The organism is Thioalkalivibrio sp. ALE10, assembly GCF_000381385.1.
In the GTDB taxonomy this organism is placed as follows: domain Bacteria; phylum Pseudomonadota; class Gammaproteobacteria; order Ectothiorhodospirales; family Ectothiorhodospiraceae; genus Thioalkalivibrio.
Map to the genome: position 1 here is coordinate 512,351 of NZ_KB906450.1, position 20,258 is coordinate 532,608.

General features: G+C 70.0%; 20 protein-coding genes. 15 read left to right on the forward strand and 5 right to left on the reverse strand.

From position 1 onward, the window contains the following. Positions 1 to 96 precede the first annotated feature (96 nt). The 7 genes from F788_RS0102590 to lnt all read left to right on the forward strand — a co-directional run bounded on the left by F788_RS0102590 (position 97) and on the right by lnt (position 7,353). Positions 97 to 1,467 carry an MFS transporter gene (locus tag F788_RS0102590; RefSeq protein ID WP_019589163.1) on the forward strand — a complete coding sequence of 457 codons (1,371 nt, stop codon included), beginning with the start codon at positions 97 to 99 and terminating at the stop codon, positions 1,465 to 1,467. Between the two features lie 114 nt (positions 1,468 to 1,581). After that, positions 1,582 to 2,079, forward strand: coding sequence for a single-stranded DNA-binding protein (ssb, locus tag F788_RS0102595; RefSeq protein ID WP_018870655.1), 498 nt, complete (start codon positions 1,582 to 1,584; stop codon positions 2,077 to 2,079). Positions 2,080 to 2,110: 31 nt separating this feature from the next. Continuing rightward, entirely contained in the window at positions 2,111 to 3,463 is a 1,353-nt protein-coding gene (miaB, locus tag F788_RS13310) for a tRNA (N6-isopentenyl adenosine(37)-C2)-methylthiotransferase MiaB (protein WP_019021407.1), read from the forward strand. A 7-nt stretch (positions 3,464 to 3,470) separates the two neighbouring features. Then, positions 3,471 to 4,442 carry a PhoH family protein gene (locus tag F788_RS0102605; RefSeq protein WP_019021406.1) on the forward strand — a complete coding sequence of 324 codons (972 nt, stop codon included), beginning with the start codon at positions 3,471 to 3,473 and terminating at the stop codon, positions 4,440 to 4,442. Continuing rightward, on the forward strand, positions 4,432 to 4,938 hold the full coding sequence (ybeY, locus tag F788_RS0102610) for an rRNA maturation RNase YbeY (protein WP_019589164.1): 507 nt from the start codon (positions 4,432 to 4,434) through the stop codon (positions 4,936 to 4,938). Before F788_RS0102605 ends, ybeY begins: the two co-directional genes overlap by 11 nt. Further along, on the forward strand, positions 4,928 to 5,839 hold the full coding sequence (locus tag F788_RS0102615) for an HlyC/CorC family transporter (RefSeq protein ID WP_019589165.1): 912 nt from the start codon (positions 4,928 to 4,930) through the stop codon (positions 5,837 to 5,839). Before ybeY ends, F788_RS0102615 begins: the two co-directional genes overlap by 11 nt. Next, positions 5,839 to 7,353 (forward strand): apolipoprotein N-acyltransferase, encoded by a 1,515-nt coding sequence (lnt, locus tag F788_RS0102620; protein WP_019589166.1) that lies wholly within the window; start codon positions 5,839 to 5,841, stop codon positions 7,351 to 7,353. Before F788_RS0102615 ends, lnt begins: the two co-directional genes overlap by 1 nt. A gap of 62 nt (positions 7,354 to 7,415) precedes the next feature. On the opposite strand, the gene F788_RS0102625 is transcribed toward lnt, so the two are convergent. Both F788_RS0102625 and F788_RS0102630 read right to left on the reverse strand, forming a co-directional pair. Next, positions 7,416 to 7,985 (reverse strand): zinc ribbon-containing protein, encoded by a 570-nt coding sequence (locus tag F788_RS0102625; protein ID WP_019589167.1) that lies wholly within the window; start codon positions 7,983 to 7,985, stop codon positions 7,416 to 7,418. 190 nt (positions 7,986 to 8,175) lie between these two features. After that, positions 8,176 to 9,018, reverse strand: coding sequence for a DUF2189 domain-containing protein (locus F788_RS0102630; protein WP_019021403.1), 843 nt, complete (start codon positions 9,016 to 9,018; stop codon positions 8,176 to 8,178). A gap of 189 nt (positions 9,019 to 9,207) precedes the next feature. Here F788_RS0102630 and leuS point away from each other — a divergent pair, with 189 nt between their 5' ends. Genes leuS through F788_RS0102670 form a run of 8 tightly spaced genes read left to right on the forward strand, consistent with a single transcriptional unit; the run spans position 9,208 to position 16,855 of the window. Then, positions 9,208 to 11,799: a leucine--tRNA ligase gene (gene leuS, locus F788_RS0102635; RefSeq protein WP_019589168.1), complete on the forward strand. Its 2,592-nt coding sequence runs from the start codon at positions 9,208 to 9,210 to the stop codon at positions 11,797 to 11,799. Continuing rightward, entirely contained in the window at positions 11,796 to 12,308 is a 513-nt protein-coding gene (gene lptE, locus F788_RS0102640; protein ID WP_019589169.1) for an LPS assembly lipoprotein LptE, read from the forward strand. Before leuS ends, lptE begins: the two co-directional genes overlap by 4 nt. 1 nt (position 12,309) lies before the next feature. Next, a complete protein-coding gene (holA, locus tag F788_RS0102645) occupies positions 12,310 to 13,344 on the forward strand; it encodes a DNA polymerase III subunit delta (RefSeq protein ID WP_019589170.1) in 1,035 nt (344 codons plus the stop codon). A 3-nt stretch (positions 13,345 to 13,347) separates the two neighbouring features. After that, entirely contained in the window at positions 13,348 to 14,652 is a 1,305-nt protein-coding gene (locus F788_RS0102650) for a glutamate-5-semialdehyde dehydrogenase (protein ID WP_019589171.1), read from the forward strand. Positions 14,653 to 14,673: 21 nt separating this feature from the next. After that, complete coding sequence (gene nadD / locus F788_RS0102655; RefSeq protein ID WP_018870643.1) at positions 14,674 to 15,321, forward strand: nicotinate-nucleotide adenylyltransferase; 648 nt, start codon at positions 14,674 to 14,676, stop codon at positions 15,319 to 15,321. An 11-nt stretch (positions 15,322 to 15,332) separates the two neighbouring features. After that, on the forward strand, positions 15,333 to 15,737 hold the full coding sequence (rsfS, locus tag F788_RS0102660; protein WP_026279561.1) for a ribosome silencing factor: 405 nt from the start codon (positions 15,333 to 15,335) through the stop codon (positions 15,735 to 15,737). 15 nt (positions 15,738 to 15,752) lie between these two features. Then, complete coding sequence (gene rlmH, locus F788_RS0102665) at positions 15,753 to 16,223, forward strand: 23S rRNA (pseudouridine(1915)-N(3))-methyltransferase RlmH (RefSeq protein ID WP_019589172.1); 471 nt, start codon at positions 15,753 to 15,755, stop codon at positions 16,221 to 16,223. Between the two features lie 17 nt (positions 16,224 to 16,240). Continuing rightward, the gene (locus F788_RS0102670) at positions 16,241 to 16,855 is read left to right on the forward strand and encodes a nucleoside triphosphate pyrophosphatase (protein ID WP_018870640.1); all 615 of its coding nucleotides are present in this window, start codon (positions 16,241 to 16,243) and stop codon (positions 16,853 to 16,855) included. Here F788_RS0102670 and F788_RS0102675 read toward each other — a convergent pair whose 3' ends face one another. Genes F788_RS0102675 through F788_RS0102685 form a run of 3 tightly spaced genes read right to left on the reverse strand, consistent with a single transcriptional unit; the run spans position 16,856 to position 20,195 of the window. Then, positions 16,856 to 18,310 (reverse strand): sigma-54 dependent transcriptional regulator, encoded by a 1,455-nt coding sequence (locus tag F788_RS0102675; protein WP_019589173.1) that lies wholly within the window; start codon positions 18,308 to 18,310, stop codon positions 16,856 to 16,858. Further along, positions 18,307 to 19,920 carry a PAS domain-containing sensor histidine kinase gene (locus tag F788_RS0102680; protein ID WP_019589174.1) on the reverse strand — a complete coding sequence of 538 codons (1,614 nt, stop codon included), beginning with the start codon at positions 19,918 to 19,920 and terminating at the stop codon, positions 18,307 to 18,309. The genes F788_RS0102675 and F788_RS0102680 overlap by 4 nt, the downstream gene beginning before the upstream one ends. A gap of 26 nt (positions 19,921 to 19,946) precedes the next feature. Continuing rightward, the gene (locus F788_RS0102685; protein ID WP_019569257.1) at positions 19,947 to 20,195 is read right to left on the reverse strand and encodes a PP0621 family protein; all 249 of its coding nucleotides are present in this window, start codon (positions 20,193 to 20,195) and stop codon (positions 19,947 to 19,949) included. Positions 20,196 to 20,258 lie beyond the last annotated feature (63 nt).

Here is a 20,258-nt window from a genome sequence, read left to right on the forward strand (position 1 = left end):
TGGTAACACCCGGTCACGGCCCGCCGGAGGCCCGGGGCTCTGGTAGACTCCCGTCCGCGTTCGTTCACCGGCGTGCCATGCAGGAGTCCTGACCACATGAATGCCCGCGAGTTGCGAGCCACCTCCGGACTGGCGGCCATCTACGGCGTGCGCATGGCCGGTCTGTTCCTGATCCTGCCGGTGTTCATGCTGCACGCCGACGACATCCCGGGTGCCACGCCGCTGCTCGCCGGGCTGGCGCTGGGGATCTACGGTCTGACCCAGGCGGCCCTGCAGATTCCGTTCGGTCTGCTCTCCGATCGCCTCGGCCGCAAGCCGCTCATCGCGGCCGGCCTGGGCCTGTTCGTGCTCGGCAGCCTGGTGGCGGGACTGGCGGAGGATATCCACGGGATCATCCTTGGCCGGGCCCTGCAGGGAGCGGGTGCGGTGGCCGCAGTGGTGCTGGCGCTGACCGCCGACCTGATCGCCGAGGAACGCCGGACCCGGGCGCTGGCGGTGATCGGCCTGACCATCGGGCTCACGTTCACCGTCTCGATGGCACTGGGGCCGCTGCTCGATCGCGGCGTCGGTCTTTCCGGCATTTTCCTGGTTGCGGCGGGGCTGGGGGTGCTGGCACTGCTGATCCTCCTGTTGTGGGTCCCGTCGCCGGGTCGAATGCGCCAGCATCCGGACATGGTCCCGCAATGGGGCATGCTGCCGCGGGTGCTGGCGGACCCGGAGCTCGCGCGGCTCAATGCCGGGATCTTCATCCTGCATCTGGTGCTGGCGGCCAATTTTCTGGTGCTGCCGACGTACCTGGTGGCGGGGGCCGGCCTGCCGGCGGCCGAACACTGGGCCTTCTACCTGCCGGTGTTGCTGGCCGGCTTTGCGTTGATGCTGCCGGGGGTCATCCTCGGCGAGCGGCGCAGGCGCATGCACGGCGTGCTGCTGCTGGCGATTGCCCTGCTGGTGCTCGTGCAGACCGGCCTGGCCCTGGCTTTCCATCTTGACGGCGGCGTTTGGTGGCTGGCGCTGTTGATGGTCGGCTTTTTCGCGGCCTTCAACCTGCTGGAGGCGGGGTTGCCCGCGATGGTGTCGCGCGCGGCCCCGCTGGCCCACAAGGGCACCGCGATGGGCGGGTTCGCGACCGCCCAGTTCCTCGGGATCTTTGCCGGTGGCGCGCTGGGCGGGGTGCTGCTGGGTCTGGGCGGGCCCGTGACGGTCCTGCTGGCCAGTGTGCCGGCGCTGGTGATCTGGCTCTTGCTGGCTCGCGGGGGCAGCCCGGAGCATTACGTGACCCGGACGCTCGCGGTGCCGACGGTCTGGGAGGGGCAGCCGGGGAGGCTGCTGAGTGAACTGCGCGGCTGTCCCGGCGTGGCCGAGGTCGCGCTGTCGCCGGATGCAGGCTCGGTTTATGTGCGTCTGCATCCCGATGTGCAGGCGGACGGATCGCTGCGGGAACGCCTGGAGCGCGGTCCGGCCGGGTGAAGCCCGCGCTCGCGCCGCGCGGCGACCCGCGTCACGCGGGCGGGTTCTGTTGCGCCCGTCAGCGCCTGCTACACTATCGACTCGATTAACCCGTGCCCGACACAAGGAGTTCCCATGGCCCGCGGAGTCAACAAGGCGATCATTCTCGGCAACCTCGGTGCCGACCCCGAAAAGCGCGAAACGCCCGGCGGGGCGACCGTCACCAACTTCCGCGTGGCCACCACGGAGCAGTGGACCGACAAGCAGAGCGGGGAGCGGCGCGAAAACACCGAATGGCACCGGGTCGTGATGTTCGGCCGTCTGGCCGACATCGCCGCGCAGTATCTGTCCAAGGGCTCCCAGGTGTACATCGAGGGCCGGATCCAGACCCGCAAGTGGCAGGGGCAGGACGGTCAGGATCGCTATACCACCGAGATCGTCGCCAGTGACATGCAGCTGGTCGGTGGACGCGGCGGAGGCGGTGGCGCCGGCGGTGCCGCTGCTGCCGGTGGTGGCTACGGCGGCGGTTACGACCCGGGCCCCGGTGGCGGTGGCGACGGCTTCGGGGGCGGTTCGTCCTCCCCGTCGTCCGGTCCGGGCGGCTCCTTCGATGACGATGACGTCCCGTTCTAAAAGGCACATCAGCTGAGGTGGCCGACACGCAATGACCCGCAAGATCTACATCCAGACCCACGGCTGTCAGATGAACGAGTACGACTCCGACCGCATGCTGGACGCCCTGAAGGCGGACGGCGGCGCGGAGCGTACCGAGGATCCCGAACAGGCCGATGTCCTGCTGCTGAACACCTGTTCGATCCGCGAGAAGGCCCAGGAGAAGGTCTTCTCGCTGCTGGGCCGCTGGCGCGCGATCAAGGAGCGCCGGCCGGGGATGGTGATCGGGGTCGGCGGCTGTGTGGCGAGTCAGGAGGGCGAGGCCCTGCGTCAGCGCGCGCCGTACGTGGATCTGGTGTTCGGGCCGCAGACCCTGCACCGCCTGCCGGAGATGATCCGCGAGGCGCAGCGGGCGCGGGCCCCGGTGGTGGACATCTCGTTCCCCGAGATCGAGAAGTTCGACCGCCTGCCCGAACCGCAGGCCGAGGGCCCCACGGCCTTCGTCTCGGTGATGGAGGGCTGTTCCAAGTACTGTTCGTTCTGCGTGGTGCCCTATACCCGCGGTGACGAGATCTCGCGCCCCTTCGACGACGTGATCGCCGAGGTGGTGGCGCTGGCCGAGCAGGGGGTGAAGGAGATCAACCTGCTGGGGCAGAACGTCAATGCCTATCGCGGTCCGATGGAGGACGGCGACACGGCCGATCTTGCGCTGCTGATCCACTACGTGGCGGCGGTGGACGGGATCGAGCGCATCCGCTTCACCACCTCGCATCCGGTGGAGTTCTCCGACTCCCTGATCCAGGCCTTCGCCGACGAACCCAAGCTGGTCAGCCACCTGCATCTGCCGGTGCAGAGCGGTTCCGACCGGATCCTGGCGCAGATGAAGCGCGGGCACACCATCCTCGAGTACAAGGCGAAGATCCGTCGCCTGCGCGAGGCGCGCCCGGAGCTGGACCTGTCGTCGGACTTCATCGTCGGTTTCCCCGGCGAGACCGACGCCGATCACCGGGCGACCATGGACCTGATCGAGGAACTGCACTTCGATTTTTCCTTCAGCTTTATCTACAGCGCGCGTCCGGGTACGCCGGCGGCCTCGCTGCCCGACGACGTCCCCATGGCGGTGAAGAAGGCACGGCTGGCGGAGCTGCAGGCCGTCATCGAGCGGCATGGCCGCGAGCGCAACCAGTCCATGGTGGGGGGTATCGAGCCGGTACTGGTGGAGGGGCCGGCGAAGCGCAATCCGGACGAGCTGGCCGGGCGCACCGCCAACAACCGCATCGTGAATTTCCCCGCCGACCCGTCCCTGATCGGGCAGATGGTGCCGGTGGAGATCACCGAGGCCCTTGCCCACTCCCTGCGCGGGCGCCGGGTGGTCGAACCCGTTGCCGCCGCCGCGACCGCCTGAACCCGGCATGGCAAACCGACTGGATTTCACCCTGGAACCGGGCGACCAGGAGACCCTGGCACGCCTGTCCGGTCCGCTGGATGCCCACCTGCGTCTGATCGAGAACCGCCTGGGCGTCGCCGTCCACAACCGGGGGCCGCGCTTCAACCTCACCGGGCCCAGCGCCGCGGTGGATGCGGCCGGTGCGCTGATCCACGATCTGCATCGCATGGCGCAGGAGGAGCCGGTCTCCCTGGAGCAGGTCCACACCGCCCTGCAGGAAGCCAATGTCGAGGCCCTGGCCGACAGCTCATCCGACACGCCCGATCCGGTGCTGCGGCTGAAACGTGCCGCGATCCGCGGGCGCGGTCCGCGCCAGTCGCGGTATATCGCCGGGATCGGTCGCAACGACCTGACCTTCGGCATCGGCCCGGCAGGCACCGGCAAGACGTTCCTCGCGGTGGCCGCGGCGGTGGCCGCGCTGGAGCAGGACCGCGTCCAGCGCCTGGTACTGGTGCGCCCGGCGGTGGAGGCCGGCGAGCGCCTGGGATTCCTGCCCGGGGACCTGGCGCAGAAGATCGACCCCTACCTGCGGCCGATGTATGACGCCCTGTACGAGCTGATGGGATTCGACCAGACCGCGCGCCTGATGGAGCGCCAGGTAATCGAGGTCGCGCCGCTGGCCTACATGCGCGGGCGCACCCTGAACGAGGCCTTCATCATCCTCGACGAGGCGCAGAACACCACCGTCGAACAGATGAAGATGTTCCTCACCCGCATCGGCTTCGGCTCGACCGCGGTGGTCAACGGCGACGTGACCCAGGTGGACCTGCCGCGCGGGCAGCATTCCGGCCTGCGGCATGCGATCCGCATCCTCGAGGGCGTGGAGGGCGTCGGCATCCACCACTTCCGCGGCGAGGACGTGGTCCGCCATCCGCTGGTGCAGCGCATCGTGCAGGCCTACGATGCGCACGAAGAGGAGCGTGGCGATGACGCTTGAGGTCGCGGTGCAGTATGCCGTCCCGCGGGCCGGCGTGCCCGCGGCGCGGCGTCTGCATGCCGCCGCCCGCGCGGCCTGGCGCGGCGAGGCCGCGACCGGCGTGACCCTGCGGATCGTGGATGCCGACGAGGGGCGCGAGTTGAACCGGGCCTTTCGTAGTCGCGACCGGGCCACCAATGTGCTGTCGTTCCCGGTGCCGGAGGACATGCCGCTCCCGCCGGAGGCCGGCCCGGGCGGTCTCGGCGATATCGTGCTGTGCGATCCGGTGCTGCAGCGCGAAGCGCGCGAGCAGGGCAAGCCGGTGGCCGACCATTACACCCACATGGTGGTGCACGGGATGCTGCATCTGCAGGGGTTCGATCATCAGGACGCTGACGAGGCGGCCGAGATGGAGGCCCTGGAAACCGCGATCCTGGCCGGCCTCGGACTTGCGGACCCGTACCGCGTGCCGGAGACCCGGCGCGCGGGCGGCGCACGGAGTGTTCATGGCGCCTGAGCCCGGGGCCGCCACTGGCGGGTTGTCGCTTTGGCGGCGCCTGCTGGAGCCGCTGCTGCGCCGTCTGCGGCGCGAACCGCGCAGCCGGCGGGAGCTGGTCGAGACCCTGCGCGGGGCGCAGGAACGCGAGCTGCTGGATCCCGAGGCGCTGACCATGCTGGAGGGCGTGCTCAATGTCGCCGACATGCAGGTGCGCGACATCATGATCCCGCGTGCGCAGATGGAAGTAGTGCGGCGCGATGCCCCGCTGTCGGAATTCCTGCCCGACGTGGTGGCGTCGGCCCATTCGCGCCTGCCGGTGGTTGGCGACCATCGCGACGAGGTGGTCGGGATCCTGCTGGCCAAGGACCTGCTGCGTTTCTTCGGGGATCCCGATGACGCCGGGTTCGACATGCAGGAGATCCTGCGCCCGGCGGTGTTCGTGCCCGAGAGCAAGCGCCTGAACGTACTGCTGAAGGAATTCCGCCTGAGCCGCAATCACATGGCCATCGTGGTCGATGAGTACGGCGGGGTGGCCGGGCTGGTGACCATCGAGGACGTGCTGGAGCAGATCGTCGGCGAGATCGAGGACGAGCACGATGTCGAGGACTATCTGACCCAGATCATGCAGCACCCCGGCGGGCGCTACACCATCAAGGCGCTGACCCCGCTGGACGAATTCAACGCCTATTTCCAGACGGCCTACGACGAGGATGCCTTCGACACCGTGGGCGGGCTGCTGCTGTCGCATTTTGCCCATGTGCCGCACCGCGGCGAGACCCTGACCCTGGATGGCATGCAGTTTCGCGTGCTGCGTGCGGACAATCGCCGGCTGCACCTGGTGGAGATGCGTCTGGCCGAGCCCGCCGCAGGGCCGGCGGCGTCGTCCGGCCCCGGCGAATCCGGCACGGAGGTCCCGTGATGCGCGGCCTGCCACTGCCCGACCTGACCGGCCGCCGGGTCGGTGGCCTGTTGGCCTTGCTGGCCGGCGCGTTCGCGGTGCTGGCGTTCGCGCCGGTGGGGCTGTTCACCGCCGCGCCGCTGGCGCTGGCGGTGTGGTTCGGGCTGCTGGTGCGGGTGCAGGGGCGGCCACGGCGTGCCGCGTGGTTCGGCTGGCTGTTCGGCCTGGGATTCTTCGGCGCCGGCACGTCCTGGATCTTCAACAGTCTGCTGGTGTTCGGCCAGGCCCCGCTGGTGGTCGCCAGCGTGATCACGGTGGCCTTCGTGCTGGTGATGGCGCTGTACCCGGCATTGTTGAGTGCGCTGGCCGCGCGCTTTCTGCCGCTGCACCGAATGGAGGGCCTGCTGGCCCTGGCCGGCGGGCTGGTGCTGCTGGAACTGGCACGTTCCTGGCTGTTCTCCGGATTCCCCTGGCTGCTGTTCGGCCATGCCACGCTGGAGACGCCGCTGGCGTCCTGGCTGCCGCTGGGTGGCGAGCTGGCGGCCAGCCTGATGGTGGCACTGATCGCCGCCGGACTGGTGCTGGCGGCCGGGCGGCGTTCGCGCGGCATCGGCGTGGGTCTGGTGGCGGGCGTGGTGGTGGTCTCCGCGGCCCTGCTGCCGTTGCAGTGGACCGAGCCCGACGGCGAGCCGGTCAGCGCGACGCTGGTGCAGGGCAACATCGAGCAGGAGCGCAAATGGGCCCCGGACGGCATCCGGCACTCGCTGGAGGTGTACCGCGAGCTGACCGCGCAGGCCGAGCCGGCGGATCTGGTGGTGTGGCCGGAAACCGCGATCCCCGCGCTGACTGGCGAGGTGGCCGGGGCGCTGGAACAGGTGGCCGCGGAGCTGCCGGGCGAGGACGCGCAGCTGGTGACCGGGCTGTTCGACGGTCACCGCGACGGGGATATCCATAACGCGATCCTGACCTATCCCGGCGGCGAGGCCTATCACAAGCGTCAGCTGGTGCCGTTCGGCGAGTACATCCCGCTGCGCGAGCAGCTGGCCTGGCTCGACCGGCTGCTGATGATCCCGATGTCCGATCTGGCCCGGGGGGAGGATGACGGTCGGATCACGCTGGCGGGGCGCACCGCCGGGGCGAGCATCTGCTACGAATCGGCCTATGCCCGGCACATCCGTTCCGCGCTGCCGGAGGCCGGCTTCCTTGTCAACGTGTCCAACGATGCGTGGTTCGGCGACAGCCTGGCGCCGGCCCAGCACCTGCAGATCGCGCGGGTGCGGGCGGTGGAGACCGGACGTCCGATGCTGCGCGCGACCAATACCGGGGTATCCGCACTGATCGATGCGGACGGCCGCCTGATCGATGCCACGCCGCTGTTCGAGCCGACGACGCTGCATGGCGAGATCCAGCCCCGCAGCGGCATCACCCCGGCCGCGGCGATGGGCGAGGGGCCGGCGGTGCTGGCCGCACTGGTGCTGGTGGTGCTGGGCGCGGCGGTCGGTCGGCGGCGGGCCGGCGCCGAAGACCAGGACTGACCGCCGCCCCGGGTTTGCTCGACCCGGGTTCCTCCACCCGACTACCCCCCGCTCCACGGAGGTCAGCCGGCGTCCGCCTCCGGCGGCGGTCCCCGACGAAACGCCGTGTGGTGACACTGCGCGCAGGGCGGGATGCGCCCGACCTTCTCCATGTGCAGCGGGTGTCCGCAGTGCTTGCAGACCAGTTCCCCGGGGCCCGTAATCTCGCCGGTGTGCCATTCGCCCATCACCTGTGCGCGGGCCGTCAGCTCGGTGATCTCCACCCGGGTGCGATCGGCGATGCGCTCGAGGGCGTTCTTGATGCTGGCCTCGATCAGGCCGATATCGATGCGCAGCCAGCTGCGCCAGTCCTCGCTGCGTGCGTCGATGTAGGCACCCAGGTCCTGCAGGTCGCGCTGCAGGTACTCCATCACCTCGTGGGCCTCTTCGCGCGTCAGGTCGGTGGCATTATGTACCCGGTCGCGTGCGCCCTCGAGCGCCTGGCTGATGGCCTTGCCGGTGCGTTCCTCCAGTTTCTCGAGGTCTTCGGTGACCTCGTGCAGCATGCGGTGGTAGGCATCGCTCAGGCGCGATTCGCGTTCATGCTGGTCCTCTTCCTGCCCGCCCTCGGGATTCCTGTTCTTGTCGCTCATCGGCATCACTCCGGATTGATCGGTGCTCGGAGGTACGTTAGCACGAGCATGCCCCGAAACGGGCGCGCGGCCGGGTCTTCCTGTCGCCCGTAGACAGAACGGGGCGCATCCCCCGGCCGGGCGTGCGCCCCGTGGAGTGATACCCCGTTACCCGCCGACGCGTCCGTGAGTGCCGGTAACGGGGCCTGCGTCAGGTCGTCGGTGCCGCCTCCTCCGGGGGTTCGACCAGGTCGCGGTAGGCGTGCCACATGGCGTAGCCCAGCCAGGGGAACACGACGATCAGGGCCAGCAGAGCGGTGGCCACCGAGACTGCGAACAGAACGGTGATCAGCGCGGCCCAGATCAGTGTGGCGGCCGGGCTGGTGCGCAGGGCCTTCAGGCTGGTGCCCATCGCCGTCATGAGTCCGGTCCGGCGGTCCAGCAGGGTCGGGATCGTGACCACCGAGAGCGCCAGAACCACGACCGCGAGAGCCGCACCGGCGACGACCAGACCGGCCAGCGAGATCAGTCCGCTGGTGCTGCCCAGCAGGACCGGAAGGGCCTCGTGCAGCGGGCCCAGGAGTCCGGCGTGGCCGACGTTGAGGACCCCCATCCACAGCCACACGAAGGCGGTCCAGGCCAGGAAGATCGAGGCCAGCAGGGCGGCGAAGGCCCAGATGGCACCGCCGGTCGCCTCCAGCGCGCCGAAGCCCGAGCGCAGGCCGACGGTCTCGCCGCGTTCGATGCTCCGGGCCAGGCCGTTGAGGCCGGTGGCGAGGACAGGTCCGACCAGAAGGAAGCCCGTGAGGGCGGCAACCCCGGCCCACGGCCAGGACCAGAGCACACCCATGATGACGGCTCCGATCGCGGTCACCATCAGGCCGTGCAGCAGCCCGGCCGGGGCATGCCGCAGATCGTGCCAGCCGGCGCCCAGCCAGCGCAGCGGGCGGCCGGCCTCGATCCGGCGTACGCCGGGCGTGGCCTCCTCGTACCCGTGACGGGGCCGGATTTCGGAAAGGTCGTCCGGATAACGGCGCTGGATCAGGGAGATCATGCTGCACCTCCTTCGCATCGGTCGATGCGTCAAGGGTATGTATCCTGAAGTCTAGATGGCCGTGCGCGGCGTTGCGGTTGCGCGCGACGGAACCATTCGGCAGATCCGGGACTGTCTGGAAGGGGGGCGGGGTGACTGGTATTCTGCGCGGTTCTTCGTTCGCGGCGGCAAACAGCACAGGTGAGGCCCATGCAGGAGCATTATTCCCCGGAACAGGTGGAGACCGAGGTCCAGCGTCGCTGGGACGAGACCGGCTGTTTCCGGGCGCGGGAAGATGCCGCGGGAGAACCCTTCTACTGCCTGTCGATGTTCCCGTACCCGTCGGGCAAGCTGCACATGGGGCATGTGCGCAACTACACCATCGGCGACGTGATCGCGCGGTTCCAGCGCATGCAGGGCAGGAGCGTGCTGCAGCCGATGGGCTGGGACGCCTTCGGCCTGCCGGCGGAGAACGCGGCGATGCAGAACAATGTGCCGCCGGCGACATGGACGCGCCAGAACATCGAGCAGATGCGCACCCAGCTCCAGCGCCTGGGCTTTGCCTATGACTGGTCGCGCGAGTTCGCGACCTGCGATGCCGATTATTACCGTTGGGAGCAGTGGCTGTTCGTGCGCCTGCTGAAGAAGGGCCTGGTCTATCGCAAGAAGGCGACCGTGAACTGGGACCCGGTGGATCAGACCGTGCTTGCCAACGAGCAGGTGATCGAGGGGCGCGGCTGGCGCTCCGGCGCGCCGGTGGAGCGTCGCGAGATGCCGCAGTGGTTCCTGCGCATCACCGACTACGCCGACGAGCTGCTGGAGGCGCTGGACGACCTCGACGGCTGGCCGGACCAGGTGCGCACCATGCAGCGGAACTGGATCGGGCGTTCCGAGGGCGTGGAGCTGGAGTTCGCGGTGGAAGGCGGCGAGCCGCTGAACGTGTTCACCACGCGCCCGGACACCCTGTTCGGCGTCAGCTACATGGCGCTCGCGCCGGAGCATCCCACGGTGCAGGCGCTGGCGCAGAACGATCCGGAACTGGCTGGGTTCGTGGACGAGTGCGGCCAGGGCGGGGTGGCCGAGGCGGACCTGGCCACGATGGAGAAGAAGGGCCGCGCGCTGGGCTTCACCGCCCGCCACCCGCTGACCGGCGAAGACATACCGGTGTGGGTCGCCAACTTCGTGCTGATGGAATACGGCACCGGCGCGGTGATGGCGGTGCCGGCACACGACGAGCGCGACCACGAGTTCGCCACAAAATACGGCCTGCCGATCCGCCAGGTGATCGCCCCGGCCGACGGCGCAGAGTACGACGTGCAGGCCGCGGCCTTCACCGAGCCCGGCGTGCTGGTGAACTCGGGCGATTTCACCGGGCAGGACTCGGAGGCCGCGAAGGCCGCGATCGCCGATCATCTGGAGCAGGCCGGACTGGGCCGGCGCCGGCGCAACTACCGTCTGCGCGACTGGGGCATCTCGCGCCAGCGCTACTGGGGCTGCCCGATCCCGGTGATCCACTGCGACGACTGCGGGGCGGTGCCGGTGCCGGAAGAGGATCTGCCCGTGCGCCTGCCGGAGGACGTGATCCCGGACGGGGCCGGCTCGCCGCTGGCGCGCATGCCGGAGTTCTACGAGGCGACCTGCCCGCAATGCGGCAAGCCGGCACGGCGCGAGACCGATACCTTCGATACCTTCTTCGAGTCCAGCTGGTACTTCGCCCGCTACGCCTGCGTCGACAACGACACGGCGATGCTCGACGAACGCGCCGACCACTGGCTGCCGGTGGATCAGTACGTCGGCGGGATCGAGCACGCGGTGCTGCATCTGCTGTATGCGCGCTTCTTCCACAAGCTGCTGCGCGACGAGGGGCTGGTGGGTTCCGACGAGCCGTTCACCCGGCTGCTGACCCAGGGCATGGTGGTGGCGCCCACCTTCTACCGCGAGCGCGGCGATGGCGGGAAGGACTGGATCAACCCCGCCGACGTGGAACTGGAGCGCGCCGAGGATGGTTCGGTGAAGGCCGCACGCCATCGCGAAGACGGGCAGCCGGTGGCGATCGGCGGCATGGAGAAGATGTCCAAGTCGAAGAACAACGGCGTGGACCCGCAGGCGCTGATCGAGCGCTTCGGGGCCGACACCGCGCGGCTGTTCACCATGTTCGCCGCCCCGCCGGACCTGTCGCTGGAATGGTCGGACTCGGGCGTGGAGGGCGCGCAGCGCTTCATCCGCCGTCTGTGGCGCACGGTGCGCGAACATGTCGGAGGCCCGGCGGCGTCGCCGCTGGATCCCGAAAACCTGTCCGAACCGGCGGCCGAGCTGCGGCGCAAGTTGCACGACACCATCGCCAAGGTCACCGACGATATCGGTCGGCGCCAGACCTTCAATACCGCGGTGGCGGCGAACATGGAGCTGCTGAACGAACTCGGACGCCTGCCGGAGGATGCCGAGGGCGCCATCGCGGTCCGCCAGGAGGTGCTCGAAGGCATCGTACGCATGCTGGCTCCGATCATTCCGCACGTGACCCAGGTGCTGTGGGAGGCGCTGGGCCATGACGGGCTGGTGGCCGATACCCGCTGGCCGCAGGTCGACGAGGCCGCCCGTCAGGCCGCCCGCGAGACCCTGGCGGTGCAGGTCAACGGCAAGCGCCGCGCGGAGATCGCGGTACCGGCCGGCGCGGACCGCGAGAGCGTGGAGCGTATCGCGCGGGAGGACGAAAACGTCCAGCGCCATCTCGAGGGGCAGGGCATCGTGAAGGTGATCGTGGTCCCCGGACGCCTGGTGAATTTCGTGGTCAAGCCGCAATGACCCGGTTCCTGCCGCGTCTGCTGGCGGTGCTCGTGCTGACGGCCTCGCTGGCCGCCTGCGGGTTCCAGCTGCGCGGCACCGGGGGCTGGCCGGCGGAACTGGACCCGGTGGAGATCCGCGGCCTGCAGCCGCGCGACTCGCTGTACCAGGAACTGGCCCGGGGCCTGCGTGCCTCCGGGATCGAGATCGTGGACGAGCGCCCGGAAGAGCGGGGCGCGACCCTGGAGATCCGCTCGGTGGACGATTCGCGGCGCGCGCTTTCGGTGTCCGATCAGGCGCGGGTCAGCGAGTACGAACTGACCCGCAGCCTGCGCGTGCGCCTGCGCCCGGCCGATGGTGAAGCGATGGATCTCGAACCGCTGCGTGCGTCCCGCACTTACGTCTATGACGAGACCGCCGTGCTCAGCCGCTCGGAGCGCGAGGAGGACCTGCGGGCCACCATGAACCGCGATCTGGTCGCCCTGCTGCAGCGTCGGGTGCGGGCGCTGACCCGCGGGGACGGTGACTGAGATGGCTGCCGTGGATCCGGCCCGCCTCGGCCCGCTGCTGCAGAAGGGCGTGGCCCCGCTGTACATGCTGCTGGGCGAGGAACCGCTGCAGACCATCGAGGCCGCCGATGCGATCCGGGCCGCCGCCCGTGAGCAGGGTTTCGACGAGCGCACGGTGCTGGATTTCTCCGCCCAGTCCGACTGGTCCGCGCTGGATGCGGCGCTGCGTGACCGCTCGCTGTTCGCCAGCCGCACGCTGGTGGACCTGCGTCTGGCGACCGGAAAGCCCGGGCGCGAGGGCGGGGAGAAGCTGAAGGCCTGTGCGGCGGCGCCGCAATCCGACACCGTGCTGCTGTTGCAGCTGCCGCGCCCGGACCGCGACATGCGCCGGGCCGCCTGGTTCAAGGCCATGGAGTCGGCCGCGGTGGTGGTGCATGCACGGCCGGTACCCCCGGATCGCCTGGGCGGCTGGATCCGCGAACGCCTGGCCCGCCACGGGCTGCGGAGTACCGACGAGGCCCTGCAGCTGCTGGCGGCCCGGGTGGAGGGCAACCTGCTGGCGGCGCGCCAGGAGATCGAAAAGCTGGCACTGGCCGGGGTGCGGGAGATCGATCTCGAGACCCTGTCCGAGTCCACCGCGGATGCCGCGCGCTTCGACCTGTTCGGCCTGTCGGCGGCCGCCCTGCGCGGCGATACCGGCCGCGCCCTGCGCATGCTGGAGGGGCTGCTGGACGAAGGTCAGCCGGAGCCGCTGATCCTGTGGGCGCTGGCGCGCGATGCCCGGCTGCTGGTACAGGCCCTGGAACGCCGGGCCGCCGGGGCGAACGACCGCGACGCCTTCCAGGGCAGCTTCGGCGAGCAGCAAAAGGCCCTGCGCCTGGCGGCGGGACGCCTGGACGTGGCGCGGGCGCGTGACATCCTGTGCCTGGCCGCCCGCGTGGACCGGGTGATCAAGGGGCAGGAATCCGGCAGCCCGCGGCGGCTGTTGCTAGACTTGGTGGCCCGGATCGCCGGGCAACCGCTCACCCTTTCCGTGCCCGAACTCGAGACCGTCTGAACCATGAATGCCGTGACCGACGAAGACAACGCCATCGACGCCGACCTGTTCGAGCGCATGCAGGCCCTGGGCCGCGCCGCCCGCGCGGCCTCGCGCCACATGGCCGAGGCCGAACCGGGTGCCAAGAACGCGGCGCTGCAGGCCATCGCCGAGGGGATCGCCGAGCGTCGCGCGGAGCTGGCCGAGGCCAACGAGCGCGACCTGGAGGCGGGTCGTGCCCGCGGGCTGGACGCGGCGATGCTGGACCGTCTGGCGCTGACCGATGCGCGCATCGACACCATGATCGAGGGCTGCCGGCAGGTCGCGGGTCTGCCGGATCCGGTGGGTACCATCTCCGACATGGCCTATCAGCCCAGCGGGATCCAGGTGGGCCAGATGCGGGTGCCGCTGGGGGTGATTGGTATCATCTACGAGTCGCGGCCCAACGTGACCATCGACGCGGCGGCGCTGTGCCTGAAGTCGGGCAATGCGGCCATCCTGCGCGGTGGCTCCGAGGCGGCGCATTCCAATCGCGCGCTGGCCGGCATCATCCAGTCCGGGCTGGCGGCGGCGGGGCTGCCGCGCGAGGCGGTACAGATCGTCGACACCACCGACCGTGCCGCGGTGGGCGCGCTGCTGCGCATGCCCGAGTACGTGGACGTGATCGTGCCACGCGGCGGCAAGGGGCTGATCGAGCGCATCAGCCAGGAGTCGCGGATTCCGGTGATCAAGCATCTCGACGGGGTGTGCCACGTGTACGTGGACGCCGCGGCGGATCCGGACAAGGCGCAGGCAGTGGCGGTGAACGCGAAGACCCAGCGCTACGGGACCTGCAACACCATGGAGACCCTGCTGGTGCACGCCGACCGTGCCGAGGGATTCCTGCCGGCGGTGGCGGCCGAGCTGGACGGTCTGGGGGTCAGTCTGCGCGGCTGCGCCCGTACCCGCGCGGTGCTGGCCGACGGCGGGCCGGAGGTCGCCGAGGCTGGCGAGGAGGACTGGGCGGCCGAATACCTGGGGCCGATCCTGGCGATCCGCGTGGTCGATGATCTGGACGCGGCGATCCAGCACATCAACACCTGGGGATCGCACCACACCGACAGCATCGTGACCGAAAACTGGGGGCATGCGCGGCGCTTCCTGCGCGCGGTGGATTCCAGTTCGGTGATGGTCAATGCCTCCACCCGCTTCGCCGACGGCTTCGAGTACGGGCTGGGCGCGGAGATCGGGATCTCCACCGACAAGCTGCACGCGCGCGGGCCGGTGGGGCTGCACGGCCTGACCACCCTGAAATACATCGTGTTTGGCGACGGCCATGTGCGTGACTGAGCGCGGCGGGAAGGTGGCGGCTTGATCGGGATCCTCGGCGGGACCTTCGACCCGATCCATTTCGGTCATCTGCGCCCGGCGCTGGAGGTGCAACAGCACCTGGGGCTGGAACGGGTGCACTTCGTGCCCTGCCACGTGCCGCCTCATCGCGCCAGCCCCGGGACTTCGGGCGAGGACCGCCTGGCCATGGTGGAGCGCGCGGTGGCCGGTGTGGAGGGGTTCGTCGCCGACCGGCGCGAGCTGGACCGCACCGGGCCGTCCTACACCGTGGACACCCTGCTGACCTTCCGCCGGGAGCTGGGTGACGATGTGCCGCTGGTGCTGATCATGGGCATGGATGCCTTCGCCGGCCTGTCGTCCTGGCACCGCTGGGAGACCCTGTTCGAGCTGGCGCACGTGGCGGTGTCGCATCGCCCCGGAAGCCCCGCCTCGCAGGACCTGGGCGACGGCCCGGGAGGCGCGGTCACTGACGATCCCGCCGTGTTGCGGGCGAGTCCGGCCGGCCGGGTGTACTTCCAGCCGGTGACCCAGCTGGATATCTCCGCTACCGCCATCCGGGCCCAGCTGCGCGAGGGGACCAGCCCCCGCTTCCTGCTGCCCGGGGCGGTCGAACGCTACATACAGGAGCGCGGGCTTTACCGGTCCGCCGCAGGAAACGCATCGATATGACATCCGAGACCATGAACAGCGAACAGTTGCTGGAGCTGACCATCGAGGCGCTCGAGGACATGAAGGCCCGCAACATCCGCAGCATCGACGTGCGCGGCAAGACCACCCTGGCCGATTTCATCGTGATCGCCTCGGGGACCTCCGGGCGCCACGTGCAGTCCACCGCCGAGAACGTGGCGACCGAGGCCAAGCACCGTGGCATCCAGCCGCTGGGCGTGGAGGGCCAGGAGGGCCAGGAATGGGTCCTGGTCGATCTCAACGACGTGATCGTCCACGTGATGCTCCCCGAGACCCGCGATTTCTACAACCTGGAAAAGCTGTGGCTGGCCGAGGAAGAGGCCGCGGAGGGGGACGGGGCCGATGGCGGCATGGAGGATGATCCCGGCCTGCAGCGGGTCCGCCGGCTGCGCGGCTGAAGCGGAGCGCCGGCGATGCGTCTGCATCTGATCGCCATCGGCCGCCGCATGCCCGACTGGGTCGCCTCCGGCTTTGCCGAATACCGGGACCGGCTGCCCCGCGAATGGGGTTTCCAGCTGCACGCACTGGCGACCCCGGCGGGTTCGAAATCCATGGACGCCACGACCCGCCTGCGGCGCGAGGGCGAGGCCCTGCTCAAGGCGGTGCCCGAGGGTGCCCGGATCATCACCCTGGATGAACGCGGCCGTAAGGTGGACACCCGCGGACTGGCGCAGCGTCTGGCAGGCTGGCAGGACGACGGGCGCGACGTCGCGCTGCTGATCGGCGGCGCCGACGGCCTGGATACCACCGTGCGCGAGCGGGCCGAGTGGGCCTGGTCGCTGTCGCCGCTGACCTTCCCGCACATGCTGGTGCGGGTGCTGGTGGCGGAGCAGCTCTACCGCGCCTGGTCGTTGCTCAACAATCATCCCTATCACCGCGCCTGAGTCGCGCGGCGTCCGCCATGTCCTTTGCCGCTCCCGGAAACCGCCCCGACGCCCTGCCCCTGCTGCTGGCCTCGGCGTCTCCCCGCCGGCGTGAACTGCTGACGCAGATCGGCGTGGTGCACGAGGTGGCGGCCATGGACGTGGACGAGACCGCCGCGCCCGACGAGGAGCCCGGGGCACTGGTCGAGCGCCTCGCGGCGGTCAAGGCGGAAGCCGCGCGTGGCCACGCCCGCCGGGGGCAGTGGGTGCTGGCGGCCGATACGGTCGTGACGATCGACGGGGAGGCGCTGGGCAAGCCCGCGGACGAGGCTTCGGCCGCCGCCATGCTGCAGCGGCTGTCCGGCCGCGAACACCGGGTGATCACCGGCATGGCACTGCTGCGCGATGACGGCCCGGTGCGCACCGGGCGCGGCGAGACGCGGGTATGGATGCGCCCGCTGGACACCCGCGACATCGCGGCCTACTGGGCCAGTGGCGAGCCGCGCGACAAGGCGGGGGGGTATGCCCTGCAGGGGCGGGGCGCGGCCTTTGTCGAACGCATCGACGGTTCCTGCAGCAACGTGATCGGCCTGCCCCTGTTCGAGCTGGAGCAGTGGCTGAATGACCTGGAGGACCCGCCCGCCCGAGCCTGACTATTCGATTCCGAGTTTCTTCAGCCGGTAGCGCAGCTGGCGGAAACTGAGCCCCAGCAGCCGCGCGGCCGCGGTGCGGTTGCCGCCGGTCTGGTGCAGGGCGGTCTCGATCGCCTGGCGCTCCTGGTCGGCGAGGTGATCGTCCAGGCCCACATCCTCGTAGCGGATCGACGGCGGGGTGCGGCGCTCCTGCACCCCGGGAGGCGGGGTGCCCGGGTTGTTTGCGCCGGGGCCGGCGCGGCGGTCCTCGCCGTTGTCCCCCGGGGTCGGGGCGGTGGCCGGGAGATCGATGTTGTCGGCGTGAATCGCCGCGCCCTCCGCGAGGGTGGCGGCGCGCTCCAGGATGTTCTCCAGCTCCCGCACGTTGCCCGGGAAGGGGTGGCGCTCCAGCAGCTCCTGCGCGTCCGGCGCGAGTTCGCGGGCCTCCAGGCCCCATTGTTCGGCGATTCGCTGCAGCATCACGGTGGCCAGGCCGGGGATGTCGCCGTTGCGTTCGCGCAGCGGCGGGACCCGCAGTTCGATCACGTTGAGACGGTAATAGAGGTCCTGGCGGAAACGGCCTTCGCGCACGGCGCGCTCGAGGTCGTGATGGGTCGCCGACAGGATACGCACGTCCACCGGGATCTCCCGCGAGCCGCCGACCGGCTTGATCGCGCGCTCCTGGATCGCGCGCAGCAGCTTGACCTGCATCGCCAGCGGCAGGTCGGCGACCTCGTCCAGGAACAGGGTGCCGCCCTCGGCCGCCTGGAACAGCCCGGGGTGGTCCTGGGTGGCGCCGGTGAAGGCGCCCTTGCGGTGGCCGAAGAACTCGCTCTCCATCAGTTCCGCCGGGATCGCGCCGCAGTTCACCGGCACGAAGGGGCGGTCGGCGCGCGGCCCCAGCCGATGGATCTCGCGCGCCACCAGTTCCTTGCCGGAACCGGATTCTCCGGCGATGAACACCGGCGCCTGGGAGCGCGCCAGCTTGCGTATGGTGGCGCGCAGTTTCTGCATGGGTTCGGAGTCGCCCAGCAGCGGGCTGTCGGGGTCTTCGGTCGTGCTGCAGCGGGTCGGCGTCGAGCCGCACGCCGCCTCCGTGGCCGGCGCGGATTCCATGCGCAGGGCGCTGTCGATCAGTTCGCGCAGCTGCTTGAGGTCGACCGGCTTGCTGACGAAGTCGAACGCGCCCAGCTTGAGGGCCTGCACCGCCGTATCGACACTGCCGTGCGCGGTGATGACCGCCACCGGCAGCTCCGGGCGGGTGGTCTGGATGTGACGCACCAGGTCCAGCCCGTCCCCGTCCGGCAGGCGCATGTCGGTCAGGCAGAGGTCGAAGTCCCGCTGCGCCAGCAGCTGCCGTGCCGGGTCCAGCGCGCCGGCCGTTTCGGCCTCCAGGCCCATGCGCGCGAGGGTGATCTCCAGCAGTTCGCAGATGTCGGGTTCATCGTCGACAACCAGCACGTGCTTGATGCTCATGACGCCGATCCCTGGTGTTGTTCGTCGGGGGCAAACAGGATGCGGAAGCAGCCCCCGGAGGGTGCATGCGCGTATTCCAGCGAGGCCCCGTTGTTTTCGCACAGCATGCGCGAGATGTACAGGCCCAGGCCGGAGCCGCCGGAATGGCCGGAGACGAAGGGCTCGAACAGCTCCTTCTCGGTTTCCGGATCGATGCCGGGGCCGGCGTCCAGAACGTCGAGGCTGACCACGCGGGCCACCTGGCCGGAACCGCCACGCAGGATGATGGGCGGGCTGTCGGGCCGGTCGTGCCCGCCGTGCACCCGGGCATTGCCGCACAGGTTCCACAGCACCTGGTTGAGCTGCGACGGGTCGAACAGCACCACGGAGTCCGCCGGTTCCACGTTCACGTGCAGTGATTCCCGCGGTATCTGCAGCGCACTGCAGAATTCCTCGGCGAAGCGTTCGAGCTCGTCGCGCAGGTTGAGCCGCTGGCGTTCGCCCGATTCGCGACGCGAGAGGCTGAGGACGTTGGCGATCAGACTGTTCACGCGGTCGCTCTGCTTGTCGATGATCGCCAGCAGGCGCTGGTCGGGTGCCGAAAGGTCGGGCGATTCGCGCAGCAGCTGGGCGCTGTGGGAGATCGCGCCCAGCGGGTTGCGGATCTCGTGCGCGATACTGGCGGTCAGGCGGCCGAGGGCCTGCAGCTTGCTTGCCTGGGCCTGGCGGCGCAGTTCGGCGGCGTCTTCCAGGATCAGCAGAGTACCCTGATCGCCCTGGTTGCCCAGCGGGGCCAGGCGGACTTGCAGGGCCGGCTGTTCCTGGTCGCCGGGCAGGTGGCGGGTGCGGCTGGCCGGCCCGGTTTCTTCCTGCCATTCGCGCACGGCCCGGGCCAGGCGCGGCGAGATCGACGACAGGTGTCGACCCGGGCGGGGCGGGAGGAGCTGGCGCGCCGCCTCGTTGATGGAGCGGATGTAGCCCCGGGGATCGATTGCCACCACGCCGGCGCTCATGCGCGCGATGATCTGGGCGTTGAGTTCCGCCAGGCTGGCGAGATCGACCTCCTGCTGTTCGACCTGGGCGCGGCTTTCGTCGGCCCGCCGGCTGAAATGATGGGCCAGCAGGGTGCCGGCCAGCAGCGCGGCCCCCAGCAACCCGGCCTGGGTCAGGCTGTCGAGATCGCCCAGCGTGATCAGGATGGCGAGGCCTTCTGCCCCCAGCAGGCCGGCGGTCACGGCAGCGGCCAGCGGGAGCCCCAGGCGACCCGCCGACAGCAGGGCGGTGGCCATCACCGCGGGGATCAGCAGCAGGCCGATGCCGGTGTGGACGCCCCCGGCAACCACCATCAGGGCGAGCAGGCCCGCGGCATCCCCGGTGCCGCCCAGCAGGATCATGCGGCGGAACTGTACGACGCGCTCGGGTTCGCGGTTGCAGTGTTCGGCAAACGTCGCCATGAATACCGAGAACACCAGGTAGCCGCCGGCCAGTGCCGGATAGACTTCGGGGACCGCGGGGGCCACGCCCACCGGCAGGCCCGGGAACAGGCCCATCAGGAGCAGGACCAGTGCGACGAACACCCGGTACAGGGCGTACAGACGACTGGAGCGCTGGGTGTCGCTGTCGATGACCATCGATCAGGGGTTCCCCGTGACGGTGGTCAGCCGCGGCCGGAAGGTCCGGCGTCGGCATGTTGCCGCGAGCAGTAGCAGAGGTCGCCGTCGCAAACCGCCTGGTCCTCTGGCACGTGTACCCCGCAGTGGGCACAGCGGACCATGGCGCCACTTTCGCGCAGGCTTTCCGGAGGTTCGTCGCGGCGCACGCGGCGGCGCTCGCCGCTGGAGCGCACGAGGGTGCGTACGGCGAGAAAGATGGCAACGATGGCAATGATCAGCAGGAGCAGCCTCATGCCGCGAGTCTAAAACAATGTGCACCCGCATGCCTTCCGCGGGTCTTTGCCGCATTGCAGGGG